This is a genomic window from Mycobacterium sp. (genome assembly GCF_044223235.1).
GTDB lineage: Bacteria > Actinomycetota > Actinomycetes > Mycobacteriales > Mycobacteriaceae > Mycobacterium.
Window position 1 is genome coordinate 1 of the sequence record NZ_JBGAME010000023.1, and the last position, 23,506, is coordinate 23,506.

At 69.0% G+C, this 23,506-nt stretch carries 21 protein-coding genes and 1 riboswitch; of the genes, 9 read left to right on the top strand and 12 right to left on the bottom strand.

Features of this window, described 5'->3' with window-relative positions; all coding sequences use genetic code 11:
• Both ADBZ6K_RS21305 and ADBZ6K_RS21310 read right to left on the bottom strand, forming a co-directional pair.
• Window positions 1-905: CoA-binding protein (locus ADBZ6K_RS21305; protein ID WP_526350397.1), on the bottom strand; the 905-nt coding region annotated here is incomplete at its 3' end.
• Window positions 906-916: 11 nt separating this feature from the next.
• The gene (locus tag ADBZ6K_RS21310; protein WP_526350399.1) at window positions 917-2,560 is read right to left on the bottom strand and encodes a phytoene desaturase family protein; all 1,644 of its coding nucleotides are present in this window, start codon (window positions 2,558-2,560) and stop codon (window positions 917-919) included.
• A 113-nt stretch (window positions 2,561-2,673) separates the two neighbouring features.
• Here ADBZ6K_RS21310 and ADBZ6K_RS21315 point away from each other — a divergent pair, with 113 nt between their 5' ends.
• Window positions 2,674-3,348, top strand: a complete 675-nt coding sequence (locus ADBZ6K_RS21315; protein WP_526350401.1) for a TetR/AcrR family transcriptional regulator — start codon at window positions 2,674-2,676, stop codon at window positions 3,346-3,348.
• Here the strand turns inward: ADBZ6K_RS21315 and ADBZ6K_RS21320 are convergent.
• Both ADBZ6K_RS21320 and ADBZ6K_RS21325 read right to left on the bottom strand, forming a co-directional pair.
• Window positions 3,335-4,432, bottom strand: a complete 1,098-nt coding sequence (locus ADBZ6K_RS21320; protein WP_526350523.1) for an ABC transporter ATP-binding protein — start codon at window positions 4,430-4,432, stop codon at window positions 3,335-3,337. The two genes, ADBZ6K_RS21315 and ADBZ6K_RS21320, sit on opposite strands and share 14 nt — an antisense overlap.
• Window positions 4,433-4,520: 88 nt before the next feature.
• Window positions 4,521-5,882, bottom strand: a complete 1,362-nt coding sequence (locus tag ADBZ6K_RS21325) for an aspartate aminotransferase family protein (RefSeq protein WP_526350403.1) — start codon at window positions 5,880-5,882, stop codon at window positions 4,521-4,523.
• 118 nt (window positions 5,883-6,000) lie between these two features.
• Here ADBZ6K_RS21325 and ADBZ6K_RS21330 point away from each other — a divergent pair, with 118 nt between their 5' ends.
• From ADBZ6K_RS21330 to ADBZ6K_RS21345, 4 genes are all read left to right on the top strand, one after another.
• The gene (locus ADBZ6K_RS21330) at window positions 6,001-7,278 is read left to right on the top strand and encodes a polyamine ABC transporter substrate-binding protein (protein ID WP_526350405.1); all 1,278 of its coding nucleotides are present in this window, start codon (window positions 6,001-6,003) and stop codon (window positions 7,276-7,278) included.
• 2 nt (window positions 7,279-7,280) lie between these two features.
• Window positions 7,281-8,225, top strand: a complete 945-nt coding sequence (locus ADBZ6K_RS21335; protein WP_526350407.1) for an ABC transporter permease — start codon at window positions 7,281-7,283, stop codon at window positions 8,223-8,225.
• On the top strand, window positions 8,222-9,247 hold the full coding sequence (locus ADBZ6K_RS21340; protein WP_526350409.1) for an ABC transporter permease: 1,026 nt from the start codon (window positions 8,222-8,224) through the stop codon (window positions 9,245-9,247). Before ADBZ6K_RS21335 ends, ADBZ6K_RS21340 begins: the two co-directional genes overlap by 4 nt.
• 211 nt (window positions 9,248-9,458) lie before the next feature.
• On the top strand, window positions 9,459-10,604 hold the full coding sequence (locus tag ADBZ6K_RS21345) for an aromatic ring-hydroxylating oxygenase subunit alpha (RefSeq protein ID WP_526350411.1): 1,146 nt from the start codon (window positions 9,459-9,461) through the stop codon (window positions 10,602-10,604).
• A gap of 3 nt (window positions 10,605-10,607) precedes the next feature.
• On the opposite strand, the gene ADBZ6K_RS21350 is transcribed toward ADBZ6K_RS21345, so the two are convergent.
• The 7 genes from ADBZ6K_RS21350 to thiO form a co-directional block, all read right to left on the bottom strand.
• On the bottom strand, window positions 10,608-12,080 hold the full coding sequence (locus ADBZ6K_RS21350) for a M28 family peptidase (protein WP_526350413.1): 1,473 nt from the start codon (window positions 12,078-12,080) through the stop codon (window positions 10,608-10,610).
• Window positions 12,077-13,591, bottom strand: a complete 1,515-nt coding sequence (locus ADBZ6K_RS21355) for a M28 family metallopeptidase (protein ID WP_526350415.1) — start codon at window positions 13,589-13,591, stop codon at window positions 12,077-12,079. Before ADBZ6K_RS21355 ends, ADBZ6K_RS21350 begins: the two co-directional genes overlap by 4 nt.
• Before the next feature lie 51 nt (window positions 13,592-13,642).
• Window positions 13,643-14,410, bottom strand: coding sequence for an ABC transporter permease (locus tag ADBZ6K_RS21360; RefSeq protein ID WP_526350417.1), 768 nt, complete (start codon window positions 14,408-14,410; stop codon window positions 13,643-13,645).
• Window positions 14,407-15,318 (bottom strand): ATP-binding cassette domain-containing protein, encoded by a 912-nt coding sequence (locus tag ADBZ6K_RS21365; protein WP_526350419.1) that lies wholly within the window; start codon window positions 15,316-15,318, stop codon window positions 14,407-14,409. Before ADBZ6K_RS21365 ends, ADBZ6K_RS21360 begins: the two co-directional genes overlap by 4 nt.
• 67 nt (window positions 15,319-15,385) lie before the next feature.
• Entirely contained in the window at window positions 15,386-16,147 is a 762-nt protein-coding gene (locus tag ADBZ6K_RS21370) for a thiazole synthase (RefSeq protein ID WP_526350525.1), read from the bottom strand.
• A 1-nt stretch (window position 16,148) separates the two neighbouring features.
• Window positions 16,149-16,346 (bottom strand): sulfur carrier protein ThiS, encoded by a 198-nt coding sequence (gene thiS / locus ADBZ6K_RS21375; RefSeq protein ID WP_526350421.1) that lies wholly within the window; start codon window positions 16,344-16,346, stop codon window positions 16,149-16,151.
• Window positions 16,343-17,383, bottom strand: a complete 1,041-nt coding sequence (thiO, locus tag ADBZ6K_RS21380; protein ID WP_526350423.1) for a glycine oxidase ThiO — start codon at window positions 17,381-17,383, stop codon at window positions 16,343-16,345. The genes thiS and thiO overlap by 4 nt, the downstream gene beginning before the upstream one ends.
• Window positions 17,372-17,486: riboswitch (TPP riboswitch) on the bottom strand. (Overlaps the previous gene by 12 nt.)
• A gap of 56 nt (window positions 17,487-17,542) precedes the next feature.
• Here thiO and thiE point away from each other — a divergent pair.
• Window positions 17,543-18,202, top strand: coding sequence for a thiamine phosphate synthase (gene thiE, locus ADBZ6K_RS21385; RefSeq protein WP_526350527.1), 660 nt, complete (start codon window positions 17,543-17,545; stop codon window positions 18,200-18,202).
• Here thiE and ADBZ6K_RS21390 read toward each other — a convergent pair.
• A complete protein-coding gene (locus ADBZ6K_RS21390) occupies window positions 18,174-18,692 on the bottom strand; it encodes an NUDIX hydrolase (protein ID WP_526350425.1) in 519 nt (172 codons plus the stop codon). The two genes, thiE and ADBZ6K_RS21390, sit on opposite strands and share 29 nt — an antisense overlap.
• A gap of 166 nt (window positions 18,693-18,858) precedes the next feature.
• On the opposite strand from ADBZ6K_RS21390, the gene glnX reads away from it, so the two are divergent.
• From glnX to ADBZ6K_RS21405, 3 genes are read left to right on the top strand one after another with little or no spacing between them, the layout of a single operon-like run.
• Window positions 18,859-20,178: a protein kinase G-activating protein GlnX gene (glnX, locus tag ADBZ6K_RS21395; protein ID WP_526350427.1), complete on the top strand. Its 1,320-nt coding sequence runs from the start codon at window positions 18,859-18,861 to the stop codon at window positions 20,176-20,178.
• Window positions 20,178-21,152, top strand: coding sequence for a glutamate ABC transporter substrate-binding protein (locus ADBZ6K_RS21400; protein WP_526350429.1), 975 nt, complete (start codon window positions 20,178-20,180; stop codon window positions 21,150-21,152). Before glnX ends, ADBZ6K_RS21400 begins: the two co-directional genes overlap by 1 nt.
• On the top strand, window positions 21,152-23,506 hold the full coding sequence (locus ADBZ6K_RS21405; protein WP_526350431.1) for a serine/threonine-protein kinase: 2,355 nt from the start codon (window positions 21,152-21,154) through the stop codon (window positions 23,504-23,506). The genes ADBZ6K_RS21400 and ADBZ6K_RS21405 overlap by 1 nt, the downstream gene beginning before the upstream one ends.

The window sequence follows — 23,506 nt, forward strand, 5'->3', positions numbered from 1 at the left end:
ATGCCCGTCGCACCCGCCCGCCGGAGGCGCCCCGCCGCGAACAGCTCGAGCGTGTCGGCGAACTCGGCGAGATCGCGCACGTGCACGGCGCCGGTCACGTCGCACAACGCCGCCCAGGCCGCCACCTCACCGGCGAGCGCGCCCGAATGCGCGGCCACCATCGCCCGTCCGCGCGGCGAGCCACCGACCGGCAGGAGGACGATCGCGACGTCCTGCTCGGCGGCGCGCACCAGCGCGCGGCGCAGCCGGTACACCTGCCGGGCGCTCTCCATCAGCAGCGCGATGACCCGGGTGCCCGGATCGTCCAGCGCGTATTCGACGTAGTCGGCGGTGGTGGTGACGAGTTCCTGACCCGAGGACACCGCGAGGCGAAAGCCGAATCCCCGCCGCGAGCGCAGCATCGTCGAGAAGGCCGACCCGGAGTGGGTGACCAGGCTGACTGGGCCGTCCGGCAGCGGATCCGGCTCCAGGTAGCCCAACGCGCGCACTCCGAGAGCGTTGTTGACGAACCCCATGCAGCCTGCCCCGCAGATCGCCATACCGGCGTCCGCGGCGATCGCGGCGACCTTCTCGCGGAGCCCGTGTGCCGATCCGAACAGCACCGCGGCCGGGATGCCCGCGGTTGCCACCGCCTCCAGCTGCTCGATCAGCGCGGCGTCGGGTACCCCCATCAACGCGAGGTCCACGGGCTCGTCGAGGTCGGCCAGCGAAGGCACGCAACGCATGTCGCCGATGCACTCATAGCGCGGGTTGACCAGATGCACACGCGCAGAACCCCGTTGGGCCTCGATGATCATCCGCTCACCGAGGCTGCCCGGTCGCGCACTGGCACCCACCAGCGCCACGGAGCGGGCGCCGAGCATGGCGGCGACCGCGCCGCGACGTGCCCGATCCGTCGGGTCCATCGGTGACCCGGCTAGGTCCGGCGGCTCAGCGCCGCCAGCACCCGGTTGCGGCCACGCTTCTGGTCGGCCAGCGCCGCCCGTGCGGCCTGCCAGCCCGGGATGCCGCATACGCCGCCGCCGGCGTGTGTCGCCGAGCTGCCGTTGTACAGCCCGGCGACCGGGGTGCGGTAATCGGCGTAGCCGGGTGCGGGCCGCATGTGAAACAGCTGCTCCAGCGAGAGCTCGCCGTGGAAGATGTTGCCGCCGATGAGGCCGTACTCCTGCTCCATCTCGTGCGGTCCGACGATGTCGCGGTGCGTGATCGAGGACTTGAAGCCGGGGGCCACCTGGTCGTAGAGATCGATGAGCCGGTCGGCGTAGGCGTCGAGTTCCTCGGTGTGCGGCGCCTGGCTCCAGTCCGACGGCACCCACTGGGTGAACAGCGACATGATGTGCGTGCCATCGGGATTCAGCGTCTTGTCCAGGGTGGTGGGGATGACGCCGTCGCTGAACGGCATCAGCGCGGGACGGCCGGCGCGCGCGTCCTGGAACGCGGCCTCGATGAAGTCCATGGTCGGCGCCATCTCCACCGAACCCGTGTGATGCTCGGCCTGACCGGAGCTGGGATCGGCGGTGAAGTTCGGCAACTCGGCCAGAGCGAGGTTGATCTTCACCACGCCGCTGCGGCTCTTCCAGTGTTCGATGTCGTTGACGAAGTCGTCGGGCAGCTCGGTGCGCGCGATGTGGTCGAGGAAGGCCGTCCTGGGGTGCAGCGTCGTCACCACCAGGGGTGCGTGGATCTCGTCACCGTTGTCCAGCACCACGCCGGACACCCGGCCGTCCCGCACAGTGAGCCGGGAAACCCGTGCACTGGTGCGAATCTCGGCCCCGAAGCTGCGTGCGGAGCGGGCGATCGCCGCGGACACGCCGCCCATGCCGCCCTCCGGGAATCCCCAACTGCCCAACTGGCCGTCGCCCACGTCGCCGATGGAATGGTGCGCCATGACGTACGCCGTGCCCGGCTCGTACGGCCCCGCCCAGGTTCCGATGACGCCGTTGACCGCCAGTGCGCCCTTTATCTGCGGTGATTCGAACCAGTCGTCGAGCAGGTCGGCGATGCTCATCGTGAGCAGTCGCGTGATATCCGCGGTGATGCGCGGCGTGATCCCGCGTTGCGTCCACGCCAGCTTCGCGAGGTCGAGCAGATCCGAGGGACGTTTGGACCCGATGTTGGGGGGCACCTGGGTGAGCAGCGGGCCCATCACGTCGGCGATGCCTTCCAGCCATTCGTTCCACTTCGGCCACGCGTCGGCGTCCCGCTTCGAGAAGTTGGCCAGCTGTTCGTGCGTGCGTGCCGGGTCGTCCTCGTGGATGGTCAGCGAACCGCCTTCGGGAAACGCCTGGTAGTAGGGGCCCATCGGGTGCACCCGGTAGCCGTGTCGCTCCAGGTTCAGGTCCCGCACGATGGTCGGCGGCATCAGGCTCATCACGTATGACAGCCGGGTGACGCGCAGATGCGGCGCGTCGGACCATGGCGCTTCGGTGGTGGCCGCGCCGCCGAGGGAGCCGCGGGCCTCCAGCACCAGCGTCTTGGCGCCGGACCGGGCGAGATACGCGGCGGCGACCAGACCGTTGTGGCCACCCCCGACGATGACGGCGTCGTACGTATTCGACATCAGAAGACCTTTCGTCCGCACCTGATCGCACGCCTTGACTGACTGTTCAATCTAACCAAGTGCTACGCTACAGACAAGTGGCAGCAACGCGTACGAGGGGGGACGAGGACGTCATGGCCGAACCAGCGCCCGCGACCGAGAACAACGAGGGCCGCCGCATCGAAATGCTACGCGCCGCAGCGGAGCTGATCTGCGAACTGGGCTTCGGCGAGACCCGCATCGCAGATGTCGCCAAGCGGGCCGGTGTCAGTTCGGCGCTGGTGATCTACTACTTCGGCACCCGCGACCGGCTGCTCGTCGACGCGCTTCGCTACTCGGAGGAGTCGTTCTACGAAGCGGCGGAGAAGATGCTGGCCGAGGTTCCGTCACTGCGCGAACGTCTCTCGCTGCTCATCAAGTGGACGTGCGTGCCCGACGGTGACGGGGAGTACGACATACCGGGGGCGTGGGGGCTGTGGTTCGACCTGTGGGCCCAGGCGTTCCGGCACAGCGAGGTCAAGGCCGGCCGCGTCGAGCTGGATGCCCGCTGGCGCAAGATGATCGTCGATGCGGTGAAGTCGGGCATGGAATCGTCGGAGTTGCACACCGACGACATCGACGCGCGGATGTTCGCGCTGGAGTTCTCCGCGCTGCTGGACGGGTTGTCGATACAGGTGGCGCTCGATGATCCCGAGGTCGACGCCGATGTGGCCTACGACATCGCAATGCGGTTCGCCGAGCGCGAACTCAATCTCGCGCCCGCGGCAGCCGCGGGCAGGAAGGCCGGCGGACGGGCTAGGAGGCGCTGAGCGCCCCGACCTGCTCTGCCGCAGGATCGGTGATCGGCGCGGCAGGGCTGCGGTGCAGCACCCTGACGGCGTCGTAGGAGCAGACGCAGTTCACCGCGGACCCTGGCTCGTGCGACACCGAACGCGGACCCGCGTGGTTGGGCACCTCGACCACAAGGGCGGTCGGTGCGCCGACGTCGACGTGCACCTGGGTGCAGGACCCGAGATAGACCACGTGGGCGACCATCCCGGCAATCACGTTGCGCCCCGGGCCGATTGGCTCGTCGGCGCCGTGCAGCGAGATGCGTTCGGGACGGATGACGATCGCGGCGTCACCGGGGGTTGCGGACTTGTCGACGGCGGCGCCCAGCCGGGTGTCGATCGCGGAGCAGATCGCCGACCCGTCGCCGACCTCCAGCACGTTGGCGTCGAAAATGTTGGCCGCACCGAGGAATCCGGCGACGAACGTGGTGGCGGGTGCGGAGTAGATCTCCTCCGGCGCGCCCACCTGCTCTACCCGCCCCTCGGCGAGCACGGCGATCCGGTCGCTCATGGTGAGCGCCTCCTCCTGGTCGTGCGTCACGTAGACGAACGTGATGCCGACCTCGCGCTGCACCGACCGCAGTTCGAGCTGCAGCTGTTTGCGCAGTTTGGCGTCCAGCGCGCCGAGCGGCTCGTCGAGCAGCAGTACCCGCGGCCGCAGCACCAGGGCCCGGGCCAGCGCGACGCGCTGCTGCTGGCCGCCGGACAGCTGGCCGGGTTTGCGTTTGGCGAAGTCGCTCATGCGCACCAGGTCCAGCGCCTCGCCGACGCGACGCTTGGTGTCCTCACGGGATGTCTTCTGGTACTTCAGTCCGAAGGCGACGTTGTCCCACACGGACATGAACGGGAACAGTGCGTAGGTCTGGAAGACGGTGTTGACCGGACGCCGGTGCGGCGGGTCGCCCGCCACGTCGCGCCCGTCGAGCTCGATGCGTCCCGAGTCCGGCTTCTCGAACCCCGCGATCATGCGCAGCGTGGTGGTCTTGCCGCAGCCGGACGAGCCGAGCAGGGAGTAGAACTGGCCCGCCGGGATCTCCAGGTCGATGCCCGTGACGGCGGGCATCCCGGCATAGGACTTGGCCAGTTGATGCAGCTGGATATGCCCGCCGGTCGGCTTGCCCACTCCGCCGCCGGTCACCGTGATCCGCCGATCAGCGGGAGACCGCCGCCGCGAACCTGGCGAAGTTCGCGGAGAATCGCTCGACATCGTCGCGATCGTGCTGAACCGACAACAGCCATTGCTCCACCTTCCCCCAGGGCGGGAGGAATACACCGCCATTGTGCTGCATCAGCCAGTGCAGATGTCCCAGTCGGGCGTCGATCTCCAGGAAATCACGGAACTCACGGACCCGCTCGCGACGGAAGGTGACACATCCCTTGGCCCCGACGCTGACGACGTGCCAGCCACAGCCGTGCCGGGCGATCGTGTTCTCCAGCGATCCGCGCAGGTGGGCGGCGAGCCCGCCGAGATGAGTGTAGGCCTCGGGCGTCAGCACGTCGGTGAGCGTGGCGCGGGTGGCGGCCATCGCGAGCGGGTTGCCGTTGAACGTCCCCACCTGTTCGTAGCGGCCGTCGGCAATCGCGGACATCACCGCGCGTGTCCCGCCGATCGCCGCGACGGCGATACCGCCGCCCAGCGCCTTGGCCAGGCACACGATGTCGGGCACCACGCCCGAAAGCGCCGTGACACCGCCGGGGCCGGCGGTGAACCCCGTCTTCACCTCGTCGAAGATCAGCAGCGCGCCCGCCGCCTGCACCAGATCCCGCACAGCCGCAAGGTATCCGTCGTCGGGCGGGATGATCCCGGCATTCATCATCACCGGCTCGAGGATCATCGCCGCCACCCGGCCGCGATGCTCGTCCAGCGCCCGCTGCACCGCGGCCGCATCGTTGAACGGCACCACGACGACCAGTTCGCGGATCGCGGCGGGGATGCCGGTATTTCCCGCAACGCCGATGGGGTGGTCGCGGGGGCCGATCTCGTCGGCCTCCGGCAGCACCGACACCTGCACCGAGTCGTGGTGGCCGTGGTAGCACCCCTCCACTTTGATGATCAGATCGCGCCCGGTCAGGCAGCGCGCGAGGTGGACGGCGTCCATCGTCGCCTCGGTACCCGAATTGGCGAACCGCCACAGCGGCAGGTCGAACCGGCGCGACAGCTCGTCCGCGATCCAGATCGCGTCCTCGGTGGGCTGGGCGAAGTGCGTGCCGCGCCGGACCCGCCGGCTCACCGCCTCGACGATCGCCGGATGTGCGTGTCCCGCAATGGAAGCGCCGTATCCGCCGTGCATGTCGACGTACTCGGTGCCGTCGACGTCATACACCTTCGAGCCATCCCCGTGGCTCATCCACACCGCCTGGGGCTGGGCGATCTGCCAGTTCGACGTGGCACCGCCCGCCAGGTGTTCGGCGGCGGCGGCGATGAGTTCGGTGCTGCGCGGCTGGCGCTGCAGGAACACCCTCTCTTCGTGAGCGATCAGCTCGTCGACCTGATTGGATTCTGGGCTCGTCACGGGGCTTTGCACCACCGACGAAGACACGGTTGAACCTCCGTTGCGGAACGGTTGACTGAGCATTCAGTCTATGCGAGAGTCAAGAGTAGAGACAAGAGCCTTGAGCTGGGAGGTCTAGATGCCCGTACCCAACGACCCCGAGCGAGGCTTGTCGGGCAGGCCGTTCCTGCGCTCGAACCGACGCCAATTCCTGACCCGCGCAGGGCTTCTGGCCATCACGGCACCCACGCTCGGCGCCTTCCTGCAGGCCTGCTCGAACGCTGCGCCGCCGTCGGCTGGCCCGACGCTCACACTCGCGGCGCCGGACAGCCCCGTGACCTGGGATATCGCCGACGACAACAAGCCGATCGCCGACGGGCTGTCCCCCGAATCGGGTGCGACGCTGCAGGTCTACACCTACGCCGACTACCTCAGCCCGGACGCGGTCAAGTCCTTCCAGGACAAGTACAACACCTCCGTGCAGATATCGACCTTCAACGACACCACCGAGGCGATCACCAAAATCCTGGGTGGCAGCGTCGAATACGACCTCTACTTCCCCAGCTACGACCAGATCGGCCGGCTGGTCACCGGCGGGCTCATCCGCCCGCTGAACCACACCTACGTGCCCAACATCAGCAACATCTGGCCGTTCTTCTCCGACCCCTGGTACGACAAGGAGTGGCGCTATTCGGTGCCATACACCGTCTACACCACCGGCCTGGGCTGGCGCACCGACCAGGTCACCGAAGATATCGGCGCCCGCGCCAATCCCTATGACGCACTGTGGGATCCGCAGTACAAGGGCAAGACGGCGATCATCGACGACTGGCACACCGCCATGTCGATGGTGTTGCTGCGCCTCGGCATCACCGACATCAACACGTCATCGGACGCCGATCTGCAGAAGGTCAGCGCGGCACTGAACGAGCTGGTGGCGGCCACCTCGCCGAAGGTCACCATCACCATGTACAACGACCTGCCCGCGGGCCAGATCGGGTTGACGCAGATGTGGTCGGGCGACGTGGTCAACTCCGTGGCATACCTGCCCGACGGGGTGTCGCCCGACATCCTGCGATACTGGTTCCCGGCCGACGGCAAGGGCCAGGTGGACAACGACCTGATCGTGTCGATCCGCAGCGGCAAGAACCCGGTGCTGGCCCATCTGTTCATCAACCACATGCTCGATCCGGACGTCGCCAAGCAGAACTTCAGCGCGATCGGCTACCAGCCGCCGCAGAACTCGCTGAACCCCGACACTCTGGTGGCCGACGGCTTCATCCCCGAGAACCTCAAGACCGCGGCCGTGCGCCCGGAGTACTTCGACGTCGGATACCGACTGCTGGAGCTGGACGCCAACAATGACGCCGCCTGGCAGAACATCTGGAACGCCTTCAAAGCCGGAGGAGGCTCCTGAGTTTGACCGCGGTTCCGGATGTTTCGCCACCGCCGGTAGCCGATCGGCCGCCGAAGGTACGCACGAGGCTGCTCTGGCCCGCTCTCGCGTCGCCGGGCATCGTCTGGCTGCTGCTGTTCGTCGTCGCGCCCCTGTACGTGGTGCTCGCGATCGTGTTCGGCTACGTCGACCCGATCTTCCGCACCCCGATCCCGGTGTGGAATCCGCTGCAGTGGAATCCGGCCCAGTTCAACTACGTCCTGACCCACATCGTCGGGCCGAACGGGGTGTACGGTCCCGCACTGCTGCGCACGCTCGTCTTCGTCGTGATCGCCAGCATCCTGTGCCTGCTCATCGCCTTCCCGGTGTCCTACTACGTTGCCCGCCTTGCGGGAAAGTGGAAGGGCCTGTTGCTGGTGCTGCTGATCGCCCCGTTCTGGATCAGCTACATGATGCGAATGCTGGCCTGGGTCAACCTTTTACAGGATGACGGGCTGGTCAACCGGATCCTGCGGCTCGGCGGGTTGTTCACGGTCAACGTCAATTGGTTGACCGGCCAGCCGGTGGTGGTGATCCTCGGACTGGCGTATGGCTATGTGCCGTACATGATCCTGCCGCTCTACGCCGGGCTGGACCGGCTTCCCCAGGCCACCCTCGAGGCCGCAAGGGATCTCGGCGCGAACCGCTTCGCCTCGTTCTGGCGGGTGACGCTGCCGATGTGCCGCCCCACCATCGTCGCCGCGGTGCTGCTGACGTGCCTGCCCATGCTGGGCGACTACTTCACCGGTGACCTGCTGTCGGCCTCGCCGACGACGGCGATCGTAGGCAACCTCATCAACAACGCCGTCCAGTCGCCGGGTCAGGCCGGTCAGGCGGGTGCGTTCGTGATGCTCGTGCTGATCGTGACGGTGCTGCCGATGTTCTACTACGTCCGGGTGGTGTCGCGCGGGGACGAGGTGAAGGTGTGAGGCCCGCGGACGCGAGGAGCGAAAACAACACCGCGGACGCGAGGAGCGAAAACAACACCGCGGACGCGAGGAGCAAGAACAGGACCGCGGACGCGAGGAGCGGCACGGCGACGGGTAGGACGGCGAGTGGAAAGCCCCGCATCCGGGGGCCGATCGCCTGGTGGAACGATCCGTGGCGGCCACCGCGGATCCTGGTCGCCGTCACCCTCGGCTATCTGATCTGGTCGCTGCTTCCGGTGCTCATCGCAGTGATGTTTTCCTTCAACGACGGACGGTCGCGCACCCATTGGCAGGGCTTCTCCTTCCGGTGGTACTGGGGCGACCCGACCCGGTCGGTATGGCACGACGCCTCGCTGCACACCGCGCTCATACAGACCCTGAAGCTGGGCGTGATCACCACGCTGATCACCGTCCCGCTCGGCGTGTTGTTCGCCATCGGCATCGACCGCTGGCGGGGCCGGATCCCGGCGGGGGCCAACCTGCTGATGCTGATCTCGTTCGTGGTCCCCGAGGTGCTGCTCGCCGTCTCGCTGCTGTTCGTCGTCACGTCGCTGACCCTGCCGATCACTCTCGGCACCACTGCCCAGGTCATCGGGCTGGTCACCTTCCAAATCGCCTACCCGGCCGTGCTGGTACGAGCCAGGCTCGCAACGATCGGACGACAATACGAGGAAGCCGCGATGGACCTCGGGGCGTCGCCCCTCGGATCGCTGCGCCGGGTCACGCTGCCGATGCTGATGCCCGCGATCTTCGCCAGCACGGTACTGGTGTTCGCCGACGTCATCGACGACTTCGTGCTCGTGCGCTACCTGTCCAGTGACGCCTCGACCGAACCGGTGTCGGTGAAGATCTACAACACCGCCCGCGCGGCGCCAACCCCGGCGCTCAACGCGCTGGCGACGCTGTTGTTGCTTGCGGCGCTGCTGGCGATCGCGATCGGCTTTCTGGTGTTCCGGCGGATGACCCGCGGCGATGCCACCACCGCCGATCGAGGCATCGGAGCCTTCGCCGGCGAGCTCTGACCCGTCGTCGCGCCCATCGGCCTCACCCCTTCATTTCTGCGTCAGGGCTGGGCGCCAGCGGTGTTCACGACCCAGGCCCAGATTTCGGCGGCGAGGATCGCCATGGCGAAGATCGGCTCGGTGGCGGGGGCGCGGGGGGCGGGGGAGTCGTGTGGATACGCAGGGGTTTTCAGCGCTGGACCAGCACGCTCCCGCCCAGTATCCTGACTGTATGGTCAATAAAAATGATCGTGCACCCCTGCCCGCCGACGGCCTGGCCGCGGCGCTGGCGCCCTTTGGCCGGTCTCGTATGCTGCCGCGGGAGGCGTACGTCGATCCGGCAGTCTTCGAATGGGAACATCGCAACATCTTCTCGGGCTGGACGTGCGTGGGCCATGCCAGCGATCTTGGGACCGTCGGTGCCCAGAAGGCGGTCGGCACCGGGGCCAACGGCGTGCTGCTGGTGCGTGCCGAGGACAGCATCCGCGCCTTCGCCAACACCTGCCGCCACCGCGGCCACGAACTGCTGGCGTGCGGCGCCACCGCCAAGGGCCGCGGCATCGTCTGCCCGTACCACTCCTGGTCGTACCGCCTCGACGGCACGCTGCGCAATGCGCCCGGCTTCCGTGACGTCGAGGGTTTCGATGCCGGCGAGTTCGGACTCGACGAGCTGAGGCTGGTGAACTGGCACGGCTGGCTGTTCGTCGACCCCAGCGGGGGCGACGTCGAATTCTCCGAGCACGTAGCCGGTTTCGAGTCCGTCGTCGAGAACTACCACGCCGAGGACCTGACCGTCGTCGCCCGGCACTCCTACGAACTGGAGTGCAACTGGAAGGTCATCGCCGAGAACTACCAGGAGTGCTATCACTGCTCGACCATCCACCCCGAACTGTCCCGGATCAGCCCGCCCAAGAGCGGGGAGAATCTCCAGGTGACAGGACCGTGGATGGGCGGCTGGATGTCGATGATCGACGAGGCCGAAACCATGTCGTTGGACGGTAAGAGCGGCGGGGTCGCCATCCAGGGCCTCACCGAGCACGAGCTGCGCTCCGTCATGTACGTGGTGGGTTATCCCAACTTGTTGATCAGCCTGCACCCCGACTACATCATGACGCACCTGATGACGCCGCTGTCCGTCGACCGGACCCACGTCGAGTGTGCCTGGTCGTTCCCGAAAGACGTTGCGGCCAAACCTGATTTCGACCCGTCGTACGCGGTGGACTTCTGGGATCTGACCAATCGCCAAGACTGGGCCGCCTGTGAGTCGGTGCAGCGCGGGCTGAGCTCACCGCATGCGCGCCCGGGGCCGCTGGCACCCGACGAGGACGGCGTCTACCAATTCGTCACACGGGTCGCCAGGGCCTACGCGGGCGGCTGAGCGTCACGGCGCAAGCGGTGTGCGGTTCCGCTCCGGCCGGGGCGGGACGCCGTTGACGCCGGCGGTGGACTGCGAGTACGTGGCAACGGCGAACCCGACGGCTCGTGCCATCACCGCGAGCGCCTCGCGGTTGACGTTGCCGATGTCGTCGCGGCGGGTGTGATAGTCCGGATCGAACGCGACACCCGCCTTGCCGCCCCACAACCTGGCCTGCACGTCGGTCTTACGCTGTGACGATCCGGTGGTGACTCCGCCGATCGGGACCCCGGCGCGCAGGAAAGGGTTGTCGTCGCGTGTCCGCGCCAGCGGCATGTCCGCGGGTCGCACCCCCGCCAGGTTCAGGAAGCCCGCCAGCGTCCGTTCGACGCCCGCCGATCCGTCGGGCACGGCGTCGAGGGCCACCTCGGGGCTGGGCTGCCCGGACTGGTCGCCGTCGTAGGTGAAGTAGCCGGCATTCGGCGAACCGAGCATATCGGCGTTGAGGTACATGGCGATGTCGGTGAGCGCGTTGCGATCCAGGCCGCGTACGTAGGCCGTCGACCCGGCGCCCCCGATCTCCTTCGAACCCCAGAACGCGAACCGGACCGCGTTGGTCACCTTCGGCTCCGCACCAAGAGCGCTCGCCGCCGCCAGCAGCGCCGCCACCCCCGTGCCGTTGTCGTTGATGCCGGGGCCGCCTGCGATGCTGTCCAGGTGGGCGCCCGCCATCACGACGTTGCCGGCATCGCCGGTCTTGGTCTGTGCCAACACGTTTCGCGACCTCACCTGCACCGCCTGCCGATCGAGGACCAGCCGGACCGGACGGTTGGTGCGTCGCAGCGCGGCGTCGGCCTCCGGGCCGATCACCCCGACCGGGGTATCGAGCCCGCGGTAGTAGCCCTCGGGGAACAGTGCCTCGGGGCTGCCGTCGGGACCCGGGGCGCTGACGACGAGCAAGCCGACCGCGCCCTTGGACACGGCCACGTCGTGCTTGTCGACGACCGAGCAGCCTGCGTCGTCGACCACCGCGATCGCACCGCGGACGTTCACCGGACCGTAGTCGGCGGGCAGGCAACCCGTTGGCTTCTGCGGTCGTAATGTGATGGCGCTGAGCCCTTCACGCGCCGTGGTGTGCAGCAGCGACGCCTGCTCGACCGGGAAGCTGCGGCCGGCGACGGTGAGCCCCGGATTGCCTCCCCTGGTCATGCCCAACCGCTCGAAGTCCGCGATCTGCACCTCGAAACCGTTGTCCCGCAATGTCTTCACGACATAGTCGACGCTGGCGTCGAAGCCCGGGGTGCCCTCCGCGCGGGTGCCGCCGTTCGCGTCGGCGATGTCCTGCAGGGCCCGCAGGTGGGGTTCGAGAGTGTCGGTGGTGATCGCGTCCGCGATGCCGCGGGCGAAATCGGCGGGCGGTGCAGGCGGCGAACCCGTGCAGGATGCCAGCGCGAGCCCCAGCACCGCGAGCGCCGCCGCCCGCCGGTTCGGCGCACTCATGAGTTGCTGATCGGATGGCGCGTGCGGTCGTCGCGAATGGGCACCCCGTTGCGGCCACCCTGGTCCTGCGCGTAGAGACCCACCACGAAAGGCACACCGCCGCCGTTGATCTCCATGGCGGTGCGATTGACGTGGGCCACGGTGTCGGTCGGCTTGTGGTAGTTCGGGTCGAATGGCGCGCCCGCGGTTCCGCCCCACATCTGAGCCTGCTCCTCGGTCATCTCGTCCTCGGCACCAGAGAACAACCCGCCTGCGGGCACACCCGCCTGGGTAAACCCGTCGTAGTCGGACCGGCCGTCGAAGCTGGTGTCCTGCGCGGGTTTTCCCGCACCGTCGAGATAGGCGACGAGGGTGCGCTCGATCCCCGCGGAACCTTCGGGAACGCGCGGGACACCGCTGCGCGGGTTGGGCGGTGCGGATTGATCGCCGTCGTAGGTGAAATAGCCGGGGTTGGGCGAACCGAGCATGTCGAAGTTGAGGTAGAGCGCGATGTCCTTGAGCTGCTCGACGTTCAGTGAGCGCACGTAGTCGGCCGAGCCCCTCAGCCCGGTCTCCTCGGCACCCCAGAAGCCGAACCGCACCGTGTTGCGCACCTGTGGCGAACTACCCAGTTGCAGAGCGGTTTCCAGCACCGCGGCGACACCGGAGCCGTTGTCGTTGACGCCGGGGCCTTCCGGGACGCTGTCGAGGTGCGCACCGACCATCACCACGTCGGCGGTCGAACCGGTCTTCGTCTGGGCGATGACGTTGCGGGTCTTCGCATCGCGCACCCCGGCGTTGAGTTTGATGGTCACCTCACCCGCCTCGCCCCGCAGCCGCTGCCCCTCCTCCTTGGTGACGCTCACCACCGGGATCGTGACGTTGGTCTGTTCACCCAGCGTCCCGCCCATCCGGTCCTCGTCGACGTTGTTGGCGACGAGCATCCCCACCGCGCCGCGTTCGGCGGCCACGGCCATCTTCGCCGCGAAGGGGCAGCTCCCCCGATCGACGAGGACGACCGCGCCCTCGACGGGCAGTCCGTCGTAGTCGCCCGCCGTGCATCCCGGCGACTCCTCGACGGGCGCGGCGACCAGCGGGCCCGACACCCCGTCCGGCGGCGTGCCGATGGTGAACAAGAGCGGGTGGGCCGCGACCGCCCGGTCGCCGACGGTGACGTCGGGTTCGTCGGCGAAGGGCAGCCGCACCTCGAACTCGGGGGTCTGGACGTCAAAGCCCTTATCGCGCAACGCGGTGGCGACGTAGTCGACGCTGGCGTCGTAGCCGGGGGTGCCGAGCGCCCGGTTGCCGCCGTGCGCGTCGGCGATCTCCTGCAGCTTGTCCATGTGGGCCATCATCGCGTCGACGGTCACGCTTTTGCGCAGCTGCTCGGCGAAGTCGGCCGCGACGGGCACACCGTCCCCGGCGGGCGGCACCGCCTGCGGCTCGGCGCCACCGGCGCATCCCCCCACGGTCAACACCAACGTCACCACGATGGCCAGCACCGCCGGCACTCCCCACCTGTTACGCACCATCGGCAACCACGTTAGTCCGGCCCGACGGATGCCGAGGCGCGGCCACCTGCGTCACGCATCCCGACGGTCGAGCACGACCGCCGCCGCGCCGAAGATCAACGCCACGAACACGCCGAAATAGACCAACGAACCCAGCGGCCCCCACGGCACGGCGTAGGCGGGGTACAGCCACGTCACGTCGAGGAACCGGAACATGTTCGCGAACGGCAGAAACGGCCCGACCGCCGGGCCGAAGCCGGGCATGTTGCCCAGCAGCGGTTCGGCCACCATCGGCCACAGCAGCAGCACCGCGACCGCGCCCGCCGAGAACCGCACCAGCGCACCCACGGCCACTCCAAGCACCGCGGCCAGCGCCGCGTACAGGGCGATCGCCCCGGCCAGCCGCCACGTGCCCGCCCCCGTCAACGACAGCGCCGAACCGGCGGGCCGCTCGGCGGCCAGCCCCGCCACCATCACCGCGGCCACCACCGCCAGTGCCGCGCAGCCAGCCGAAAATACCGCGTTAACAACGGCTTTGGCGACCAAGACCAGTGTCCGGTCCGGCATCGCGGTGAAGGTGGTTCGGATCAATCCGCTGCGGTACTCGCCAGTCATCGCCGAGGACGCGAGGACCATCAGCACCGGGACACCGAACACCGCAACCCCCAGCGCCGCCCGCGCCGGCGGCAGCGGGCGAGAGCCGTACGACGTCCATCCCTGGACGGCGGCGAGGCCCAGCGACAGGACGAGCACCCCCAGCGCCGACCACAGCGGCCAGCGGGTGGTCGACAGCTTGATGCCCTCGGCCCGCAGCACCGCCAGAGCCACCGGCGCGCTCACGGCTGCGCCCGATGGTCGACGACCTCGTCGGTCATTTTCAGATAGGCGTCCTCCAGTGAGGCCCGCTGCGCACTGAGCTCATGCAAGGTGACGCCATTGCCAGCGGCCAGTTCGCCGACCACCTCGATGGCCACGCCACGCACCACCAGTCCCGACGCGTCCGGTTCGTCGCGGACGTCGACGCCAGCATCGGAGAGCACCGTGCGCAGCAGGTCGAGCTGCGGGCTGCGCACGCACACCGTATCGCCGCCGGAGCGGCTGACGAACTCGGCGACGGTGGTCGAAGCGATCAGCCGCCCCCGCCCGATCACCACCAGCCGATCGGCGGTGTTGGCCATTTCCGCCAGCAGGTGGCTGGACACGAAAACGGTGCGTCCCTCCCCCGCGAGCCTGCGCATCAACGTCCGCACCCAGTGGATGCCCTCCGGGTCGAGGCCGTTAACCGGTTCGTCCAACAGCAGCACCGGCGGATCGCCCAGCAGCGCCGTGGCGATGCCCAGCCGCTGGCTCATCCCCAGCGACAGGGTTCCCGCTTGGCGTCCGGCCACCTCTGTCAGGCCGACGGCGTCGAGCACGTCATCCACCCTCTTGGCAGGCAGCCGGTTGGTCGCGGCGATCCAGCGCAGATGATTGCGCGCCGACCGGTTCGGGTGGGCCTGCCTGGCGTCCAGCAGCGCGCCGACGGTGCGCAGCGGGTCGCGCAGCTCGCGGTACGGCCTGCCGTCGATGGTCGCGGTGCCCGCAGTGGGGTGGTCCAAACCGAGGATCAGCCGCATGGTGGTGGTCTTGCCCGCGCCGTTGGGTCCCAGGAAGCCGGTGACGACCCCCGGCTCGACGGAGCAGGTCAGGTCCTCGACCGCGCGGGTGCGGCCGAAGGTTTTGGTCAGGCCGACGAGTTCGATCGTCACTCCCGCGAAAGTACGGTTGTTGTACCGATTTCGCGAGAGACCGCGCGAACAACCGTACTTTCGGCGTTCACCAGGACACGGCGGGGCTGGACGCCTGCGCCCAGAACCGCTTCGGAATCCGCCCGGCGCCCCTGGCCAGACGACCGGCGGTGACCGCCGCCGCCATGGCCGCCGCCATCGCGGGCGGATCGGCGGCGCGGGTCACGGCGCTGGCCAGCAGCACGGCGTCGCAGCCGAGCTCCATGGCCAGCGCGGCATCGCTCGCCGTCCCGATGCCTGCGTCCAGCACCACCGGAACCCCGGCCTGCTCGACGATCATCTCGATGTTGTGCGGGTTGGCGATGCCGAGCCCGGTGCCGATCGGCGAACCGAGCGGCATCACCACCGCGCAGCCGGTGTCCTCCAGCCGGCGGGCCAGCACCGGGTCGTCGTTGGTGTAGGGCAGCACCACGAAACCGTCGTCGACCAGCCGCTCGGCGGCCTTCACCAACTCGACGGCGTCGGGCAGCAGGGTGCGTTCGTCGGCGATCACCTCGAGCTTGACCCAGTCGGTGCCCAGCGCCTCGCGCGCCAGCTGCGCGGTCAGCACCGCCTCCCCGGCGCCCCGGCAGCCCGCGGTGTTGGGCAGCGGCGTGATGCCCAGCCGATTGAGCAGGTCCAGCACACCCGTCCCGCCCTCGGCGTCGACGCGGCGCATCGCGACGGTGGTCAGCTCGGTGCCCGACGCGATCAGCGCCTCCTCGAGCACCGCGAGGTTGGCCGCCCCGCCGGTCCCCATGATCAGCCGCGAGCCGAACTCACGGCCCGCGATCGTGAGCTTCGAACTCAGCTCAGCCACCCTGCACCGCCGTCACGACCTCCACCCGCGCGCCGTCGGGCAGCGCGGTGTGCCACTCCGACCGGGGCAGCACCGCCCAGTCCACCGCGACGGCGATGCCCTTGTCCGGAAAGCCGAGCGTCTCCAACAGCGTCGCGACCGTGGTCTGTTCCTCGACCTCAACCGCCGCGTCGTTGACCGTCACCTTCATCGTGTTCCCACCAGTTCCGCCTCGGGTAGCGGCGCGCCGTTCAGCTCGCCCATGATCGCCTCCGCCGTCCATGGCGCAAGCAGGAAACCGGACCTGCCGTGGCCGGTGGCGACCAGCGTCCGCGCGTCGAGCCGGCCGACGATCGGCAGGTTGTCCGGCGTCATCGGGCGCAGTCCCGCCGCGCACTCGGCCAGTTCGTACTCGCCGAGCGCGGGCATCACCGCACACGCGTCGTCGAGGAGTTCCCGCACACCGGTCACCGCGGGGGCGGTGTCGCGGCCGTGTTCGTACTGGGTGGCACCGACGACGACGCCGTCGGCCCGCGGCACCAGGTAGACCTGGCGGCCGTGCACGCGGGCCCGCACCACCCGCTGCGGGGTCGGCATGCAGCCGCGGCGCCAGCGCAGCCGCAGCACCTCACCCTTCACCGGCCGCACCGGAAGGCCGGGCCACAGCGACGGCGCGTCGATTCCGTTGGCGATGACCGTGACATCGGCGCGTACCGAGGCGAGGTCGGTCACCGGCGGAGCCCACTGCACGCCGAGGCGTTCGCACTGCGCCGCGAGGGCGTCCACCACGGCGCGGTTGTCCACCGCGAGCTCGGTCTCCGCCACGAAGCCGTGCCTGATGCCCTGCGCCAGCATCGGTTCGATGTCACGCGCGGCGGTCGTCGGGGTCACCGGATGGCCCTGCGCGGCCAGCCACTCGCCGACCGTGCGCAGGTCGGTCGCGTCGGCCCGGTCCACGGCGACCACCAGCGACTCGTGCGCCGTCACCACGTCCGCGGGCAGGCCGTCCAGGAAGCTGCCGGGACCTTCCTGGCGCCACAACGCCAGCGACGCAAGGCCCAGCCGCAGCAGTCGCTCCTCCCCCGGCCAGCCCTCGCTGTGCGGCGCGATCATGCCGCCCGCCACCCACGACGCACCGCGACGCTGGTCGCGGTGCACCCGCACCGACCAGCCGTCCAGCGCCGCACGCCGCGCGACGGCAAGCCCGATGACGCCGCCACCGATGACGGCCAGTGCGCCTGATTGCATTCCTCTCCCTTCGCCGGCATGACCCGGATCAGGTGCGACGGTAAGGGCAGGTCTGATACGTGCCCACTCTCAGTCCCCTCGCGGGACTCCCGTGTATCGGGCTCCACCCTACTCCGGGCCGCAGGCTAGCGTCACGGTGTGCATACACTTTCGGAACCCTTGGCACGCTTGGCGTCGGCGTCGCTGTACCTGTGCACCGACGCCCGCCGGGAACGCGATGACCTGGCCGACTTCGCCGAAGCGGCGCTTGCCGGCGGGGTCGACATCATCCAGCTGCGCGACAAGGGCTCGCCGGGCGAACAGCGATTCGGACCGCTGGAGGCGCTCCAGGAAATCGGGGCGCTGGCGATTCTCGCCGACGCGGCCCGCCGCCACGGAGCGCTGCTGGCAGTCAACGACCGCGCCGACATCGCGCTGGCCGCCGGCGCCGATGTGCTGCATCTGGGCCAGGACGACCTGCCGCTGCCGGTGGCGCGCGGCATCATCGGCGATCGCCCGCTGATCGGCCGGTCCACCCATGACGAGGCTCAGGTGAGCGCGGCGGTCGACGAGGCGGTGGACTACTTCTGTGTGGGCCCGTGCTGGCCGACGCCCACCAAACCGGGCCGTCGGGCGCCGGGGCTGGATCTGGTGGGATTCGCCGCGCAGCGCGCAGGGGACAAGCCGTGGTTCGCGATCGGCGGCATCGACGAGGAGCGGCTGCCCGACGTGCTCGCCGCCGGGGCGCGGCGGGTGGTGGTCGTCCGTGCCATCACCGCGGCCGAGGATCCTCGGGCGGCGGCCGGCAGGCTCAAGGCGGCGCTGAGCGCTGCTCGTTGACCAGCAGCGGGATGCCCGAGGCCACCTCGCGCAGCCGTTGCCAGCTCGCGGCCAGCCCCGGATGCAGCGGCAGCGCGGCCACGTCGGGTTCGGCGACCCAGCGCAGCTCCGCGCTCTCCCGGTTGGGCACGGTGTCCAGCAACACCGCCGCGTCGGCGATCACCGTGATGTAAGTCCATCGCGCGCCGTCGGTCCCGGCCACCTCGGCCGTCAAGACGGTGGTGCGCACCGTGAGCCGGTCGGCGGCCAATCCGGCTTCCTCATGGGCTTCGCGCACGGCGGCCTCCTCGGCCGACTCGTGGCTGTCGCGGGCGCCGCCGGGCAGCCCCCACGTCCCGCCCTGGTGACTCCACGGCGCCCGGTGCTGTAGCAGCACGGCGGGTGAACCGTCCGGTCTGGGCGCGCGCAGCAGCAGGCCCGCGGCGCCGTGCCTGCCCCAGAAGCGGGCGCCGTCGTCGGCCATCACCCAGCCGTCGCCGTCGCCACGCACCCGTACAGGATAGGTCGGCTCACGCCGACCGGCCCGGGCAGCGGCTGTTCGGAGAATCGGCACGCGTCACGGGTGTAACTCTTAGAATTCTTTTATAGAGTTGGAGCAGTCGGGGACGATAGCCGGAAGAACCCAATACAGAGTCAAAAGATGAGGTTCGCGCAACGTGACAGTTGAGTTGGCGCACCCCTCGACCGAGCCGTTGGCGTCACGGTCGCCGACCACACCAGCGCATCCACGCTGGTGGTTTCTGTGGACGACGCCTGGCCGAATCCTGACGATCGGGTTCCTCCTCGCCGCCCTCGTGGCCGCCAGCGCGTTTGCCACGTCGACCACGATCAACGACCGGCAACGGGCTCTGACCACCGTGCTCGATCACACCGAGCCGCTGTCGTTTGCGGCGGGCCAGCTCTACACCACCCTGTCGGTGGCCGACGCGGCGGCGGCGACCGCCTTCATCGCCGGGGCCGAACCCCGCGACGTCCGCCAGCGCTACGAGCAGGCCATCACCGACGCGGCGGTGGCGGTCACCCGCGCATCCAGCGGCCTCACCGACGAGGAACTCGTCCAGTTGCTCGGCCGGATCAACGCCCAGCTCGCGGTGTACACGGGCCTGGTGGAGACCGCCCGCACCAACAATCGCGCGGGCAATCCGGTGGGGTCGTCGTACCTGTCGGAAGCCTCGTCGCTCATGCAGTCCCAGATCCTGCCCAACGCGCAACGGCTTTACGAGCAGACCTCGGCGCGGGTGGACGCCGAGACCACCACCTCTACCGAGATACCCGCGCCGGTCATCCTGGTTGTGCTGGCGACGCTGCTGTTCGGTGCGTTCGCCAACCGCTGGCTGGCCCGGCGCACCCGGCGGCGGGTGAACATCGGCTTCGTCGCGGGGGGGCTGGCGGTGCTGGTTATGGTGGTTTGGGTGGGTACGGCGCTGGCGATCTCGACCGCGGACAGCCGCAGCGCGAAGGAAACCGCAGCCGATTCCCTCAAGACCGTCACCAACCTGGCGATCACCGCCCAGCAGGCGCGTGCCGACGAGACGCTGGCGCTGATCCGGCGAGGTGACGAAAACGTCCGCAAACAGTCCTATTACCAGCGCATCGACATGATGCAGAAGCAGCTCGCCGACTACATGGCCCGCGACAACTCGATCGACAAGAGCGGCCTTCTCAACGCCGATGAGTTGCTGACCCGGTGGCGGGCGGCCGACGACCGCATCAACGCCTACATCGCGGTCGGCAACTATCAGGCGGCCACGCAGGTGGCGCTCGGCACCGGCCAGGACGATTCGACACCGGCCTTCGACAAGCTCGATTCGGCGCTGAGCAAAGGCATTGAGGAGAGCCGCAGTCAGCTGCGCAGCGACATCCTCAACGCCAGGCGGGTGCTGTCCGGCGCGACGGTGGGCGCGGCGCTGCTCAGTGTGGGGGCGGCGATCGCGGTGGGGCTGGGCCTGTGGCCACGACTCAACGAGTACAAGTGATGACGACGAACACGGGTGCCAAGAAGCTGGCGGCGATCCTCGCCGCGGCCGCGGTGCTGGCGGGCTGCGGCCAGGCGAGCTCGGTGACGCAGACGCCCGGGGTGACGCTGGCGCCGCCGACCCCCGCGGGAATGGAGGAGCTCGCGCCGAGGATCGCGCGGGTGCCGACGACCGACGACGACTGCGACCGGACCGCCAGCCTTCGCCCGTTCACCGATTCCTCGGAGGCCGACGCCGCGGTGGCCGACATTCGCGCCAGGGGCAGGCTCGTCGTCGGCCTCGACATCGGCAGCAATCTGTTCTCCTTCCGCGACCCGATCACCGGCGACATCACCGGTTTCGACGTCGACATGGCCGGCGAGGTGGCCCGCGACATCTTCGGCACTCCGTCACAGGTCGAATACCGGATCCTGTCGTCGGCCGATCGCATGGCCGCACTGGAGAACAATCAGGTCGACATCGTCGTCAAGACCATGAGCATCACCTGTGAGCGCAAGGAGAAGGTCGGCTTCTCGACGGTGTACCTCAACGCCAACCAGCGGATCCTCGCGCCGCGCGATTCAACGATCACACAGCCGTCGGATCTGTCGGGTAGGCGGGTCTGCGTGGCCAAGGGCAGCACGTCGCTGGATCGGATCCAGGAGATCAACCCGCCGCCGCTCATCGTCGCCGTGGTGACATGGGCCGACTGCCTGGTGGCGGTGCAGCAGCGGCAGGTCGATGCGGTCAGCACGGACGATTCGATCCTGGCGGGGCTGGTGTCGCAGGATCCGTATCTGCACATCGTGGGGCCCAGCCTCAACGAGGAGCCCTACGGTATCGGCGTCAACCTGGAGAACACCGGGCTGGTGCGGTTCGTCAACGGCACGTTGGAGCGGGTCCGCCGCGACGGCACCTGGAACACCCTGTACCGCAAGTGGTTGACGGTGCTTGGGCCCGCACCCGCACCTCCGGTCGCGAGGTACGTGGACTGATGGCCGCGCCGGAGGAGAAGGCACCGCCGCGGGAGGCGGTCACCGAGGAGCCCGCCGAACACCCCGAGTCCGAACACCCCGAGTCCCAACACCCCGGGACCGACCACCCCGAAGCCGAGCACGACGATTACGCCGGTCCGGGTACCCAGCCCGCCGACTTCACCGTCGACTCGCTGTCGACGTTGCGGCCCATGGCGACCCAGGCGGTGTTCCGCCCCCAGTTCGACGACGACTCCGAGGGCCTGATGGTGCATTCGGGCGACACCGAGCCCGACGAGCACATGACGACGGTGACGCGCGCACTCTCGCCGATCCGCCGCCTCGGGGGCGGACTCGTCGAGATCCCCCGGGTGCCCGCCAAGGATCCGCTCACCGCGCTGATGACCAATCCCGTTGTCGCCGAATCGAAGCGGTTCTGCTGGAACTGCGGCCGCCCGGTCGGGAGATCGTCGGCGGACGGGCGCGCGTCGTCGGAAGGCTGGTGCCCGCACTGCGGCAGCCCGTATTCGTTTCTGCCCCAACTGAACACGGGCGAACGCGTCGCCGACCAGTACGAGATCAAGGGCTGTATCGCGCACGGCGGACTGGGCTGGGTGTACCTGGCCTTCGACCACAACGTCAACGAGCGGCCGGTGGTGCTCAAGGGTCTGGTGCACTCGGGTGACGCCGAGGCGCAGGCCATCGCGATGGCCGAGCGTCAGTTCCTGGCCGAGGTCACCCACCCCGGCATCGTGAAGATCTACAACTTCGTCGAGCACCCCGACCGGCACGGCAACCCGGTCGGCTACATCGTGATGGAGTATGTCGGCGGGACGTCGCTCAAACCCGCCAAGGGCAAGAAGCTGCCCGTCGCCCAGGCCATCGGCTACATGCTGGAAATCCTGCCCTCGCTGGCCTACCTGCACTCCATCGGGCTGACCTACAACGACCTCAAACCCGAGAACATCATGGTCACCGAGGAGCAGCTCAAGCTGATCGACCTCGGCGCGGTGTCGCGGATCAACTCGTTCGGCTATCTCTACGGCACCCCCGGATACCAAGCGCCCGAGATCGTCCGGACCGGACCGACGGTGGCCAGCGACATCTACACTGTGGGCCGCACGCTGGCGGCCCTGACGCTGAATCTCCGCACCCGCAAGGGCCGCTACGTCGACGGCCTGCCCGAGGACGATCCGGTGCTCACGGAATACGACTCGTTCGGCAGGCTGTTGCGCCGCGCGATCGACCCGGATCCACGCCGCCGGTTCAGCAGTTCCGAGGAGATGTCGGGCCAGCTGCTCGGTGTGCTGCGCGAGGTGGTCGCCCAGGACAGCGGGGTGCCCAGGCCGGGTCTGTCGACGGTGTTCAGCCCGTCCCGCTCGACGTTCGGGGTCGACCTGCTCGTCGCGCACACGGATGTCTACGTCGACGGTCAGGTGCACACCGAGAAGCTGACCGCACCCGAGATCGTCAAGGCGCTGCCGGTACCCCTGGTCGATCCCGCCGATGTCGGTGCGGTGGTGCTGTCGGCCAGTCTGCTCAGTCAGCCTGTGCAGACGCTGGATTCGCTGCGCGCGGCGCGGCACGGCGCGCTGGACTCCGAGGGAATCGACCTGTCCGAGTCGATCGAGTTGCCGCTGATGGAAGTCAGGGCGCTGCTGGACCTCGGTGACATCGCCAAGGCCGACCGCAAGCTCGACGACCTCGCGGAGCGGGTCGGCTGGCGCTGGCGGATGGTGTGGTTCAGGGCGGTCGCCGAACTGCTGTCCGCCGACTACGACTCGGCGACAAAGCATTTCACCGAGGTGCTGGATACGCTGCCAGGAGAGTTGGCACCCAAGCTCGCGCTGGCCGCCACCGCGGAGCTGGCGGGCAACGTCGACGAACGCACGTTCTACAGCACGGTGTGGGGCACCGACAACGGTGTCGTGTCGGCGGGCTTCGGGCTGGCCCGCGCTCAGTCGGTGGCGGGCGAACGCGACGCCGCGGTGCGCACGCTCGACGAAGTCCCGCCGACGTCACGGCATTTCACGACGGCCCGGCTCACCAGCGCGGTCACCCTGCTGTCCGGCCGGTCCACCAGCGAGATCACCGAACAGCAGATCCGCGATGCCGCCCGCCGGGTCGAGGCGCTGCCGGACACCGAGCCGCGGGTGCTGCAGATCCGCGCGCTGGTGCTCGGCACCGCGATGGACTGGCTCGCCGACAACTCCGCCAGCACCAATCACATCCTGGGCTTCCCGTTCACCGAGCACGGCCTGCAGCTGGGCGTCGAGGCGTCACTGCGGGCCCTGGCCCGGGTGGCCCCGACGCAGGCGCATCGCTACGCCCTGGTCGACCTGGCCAACAGCGTGCGCCCGATGAGCACGTTCTGA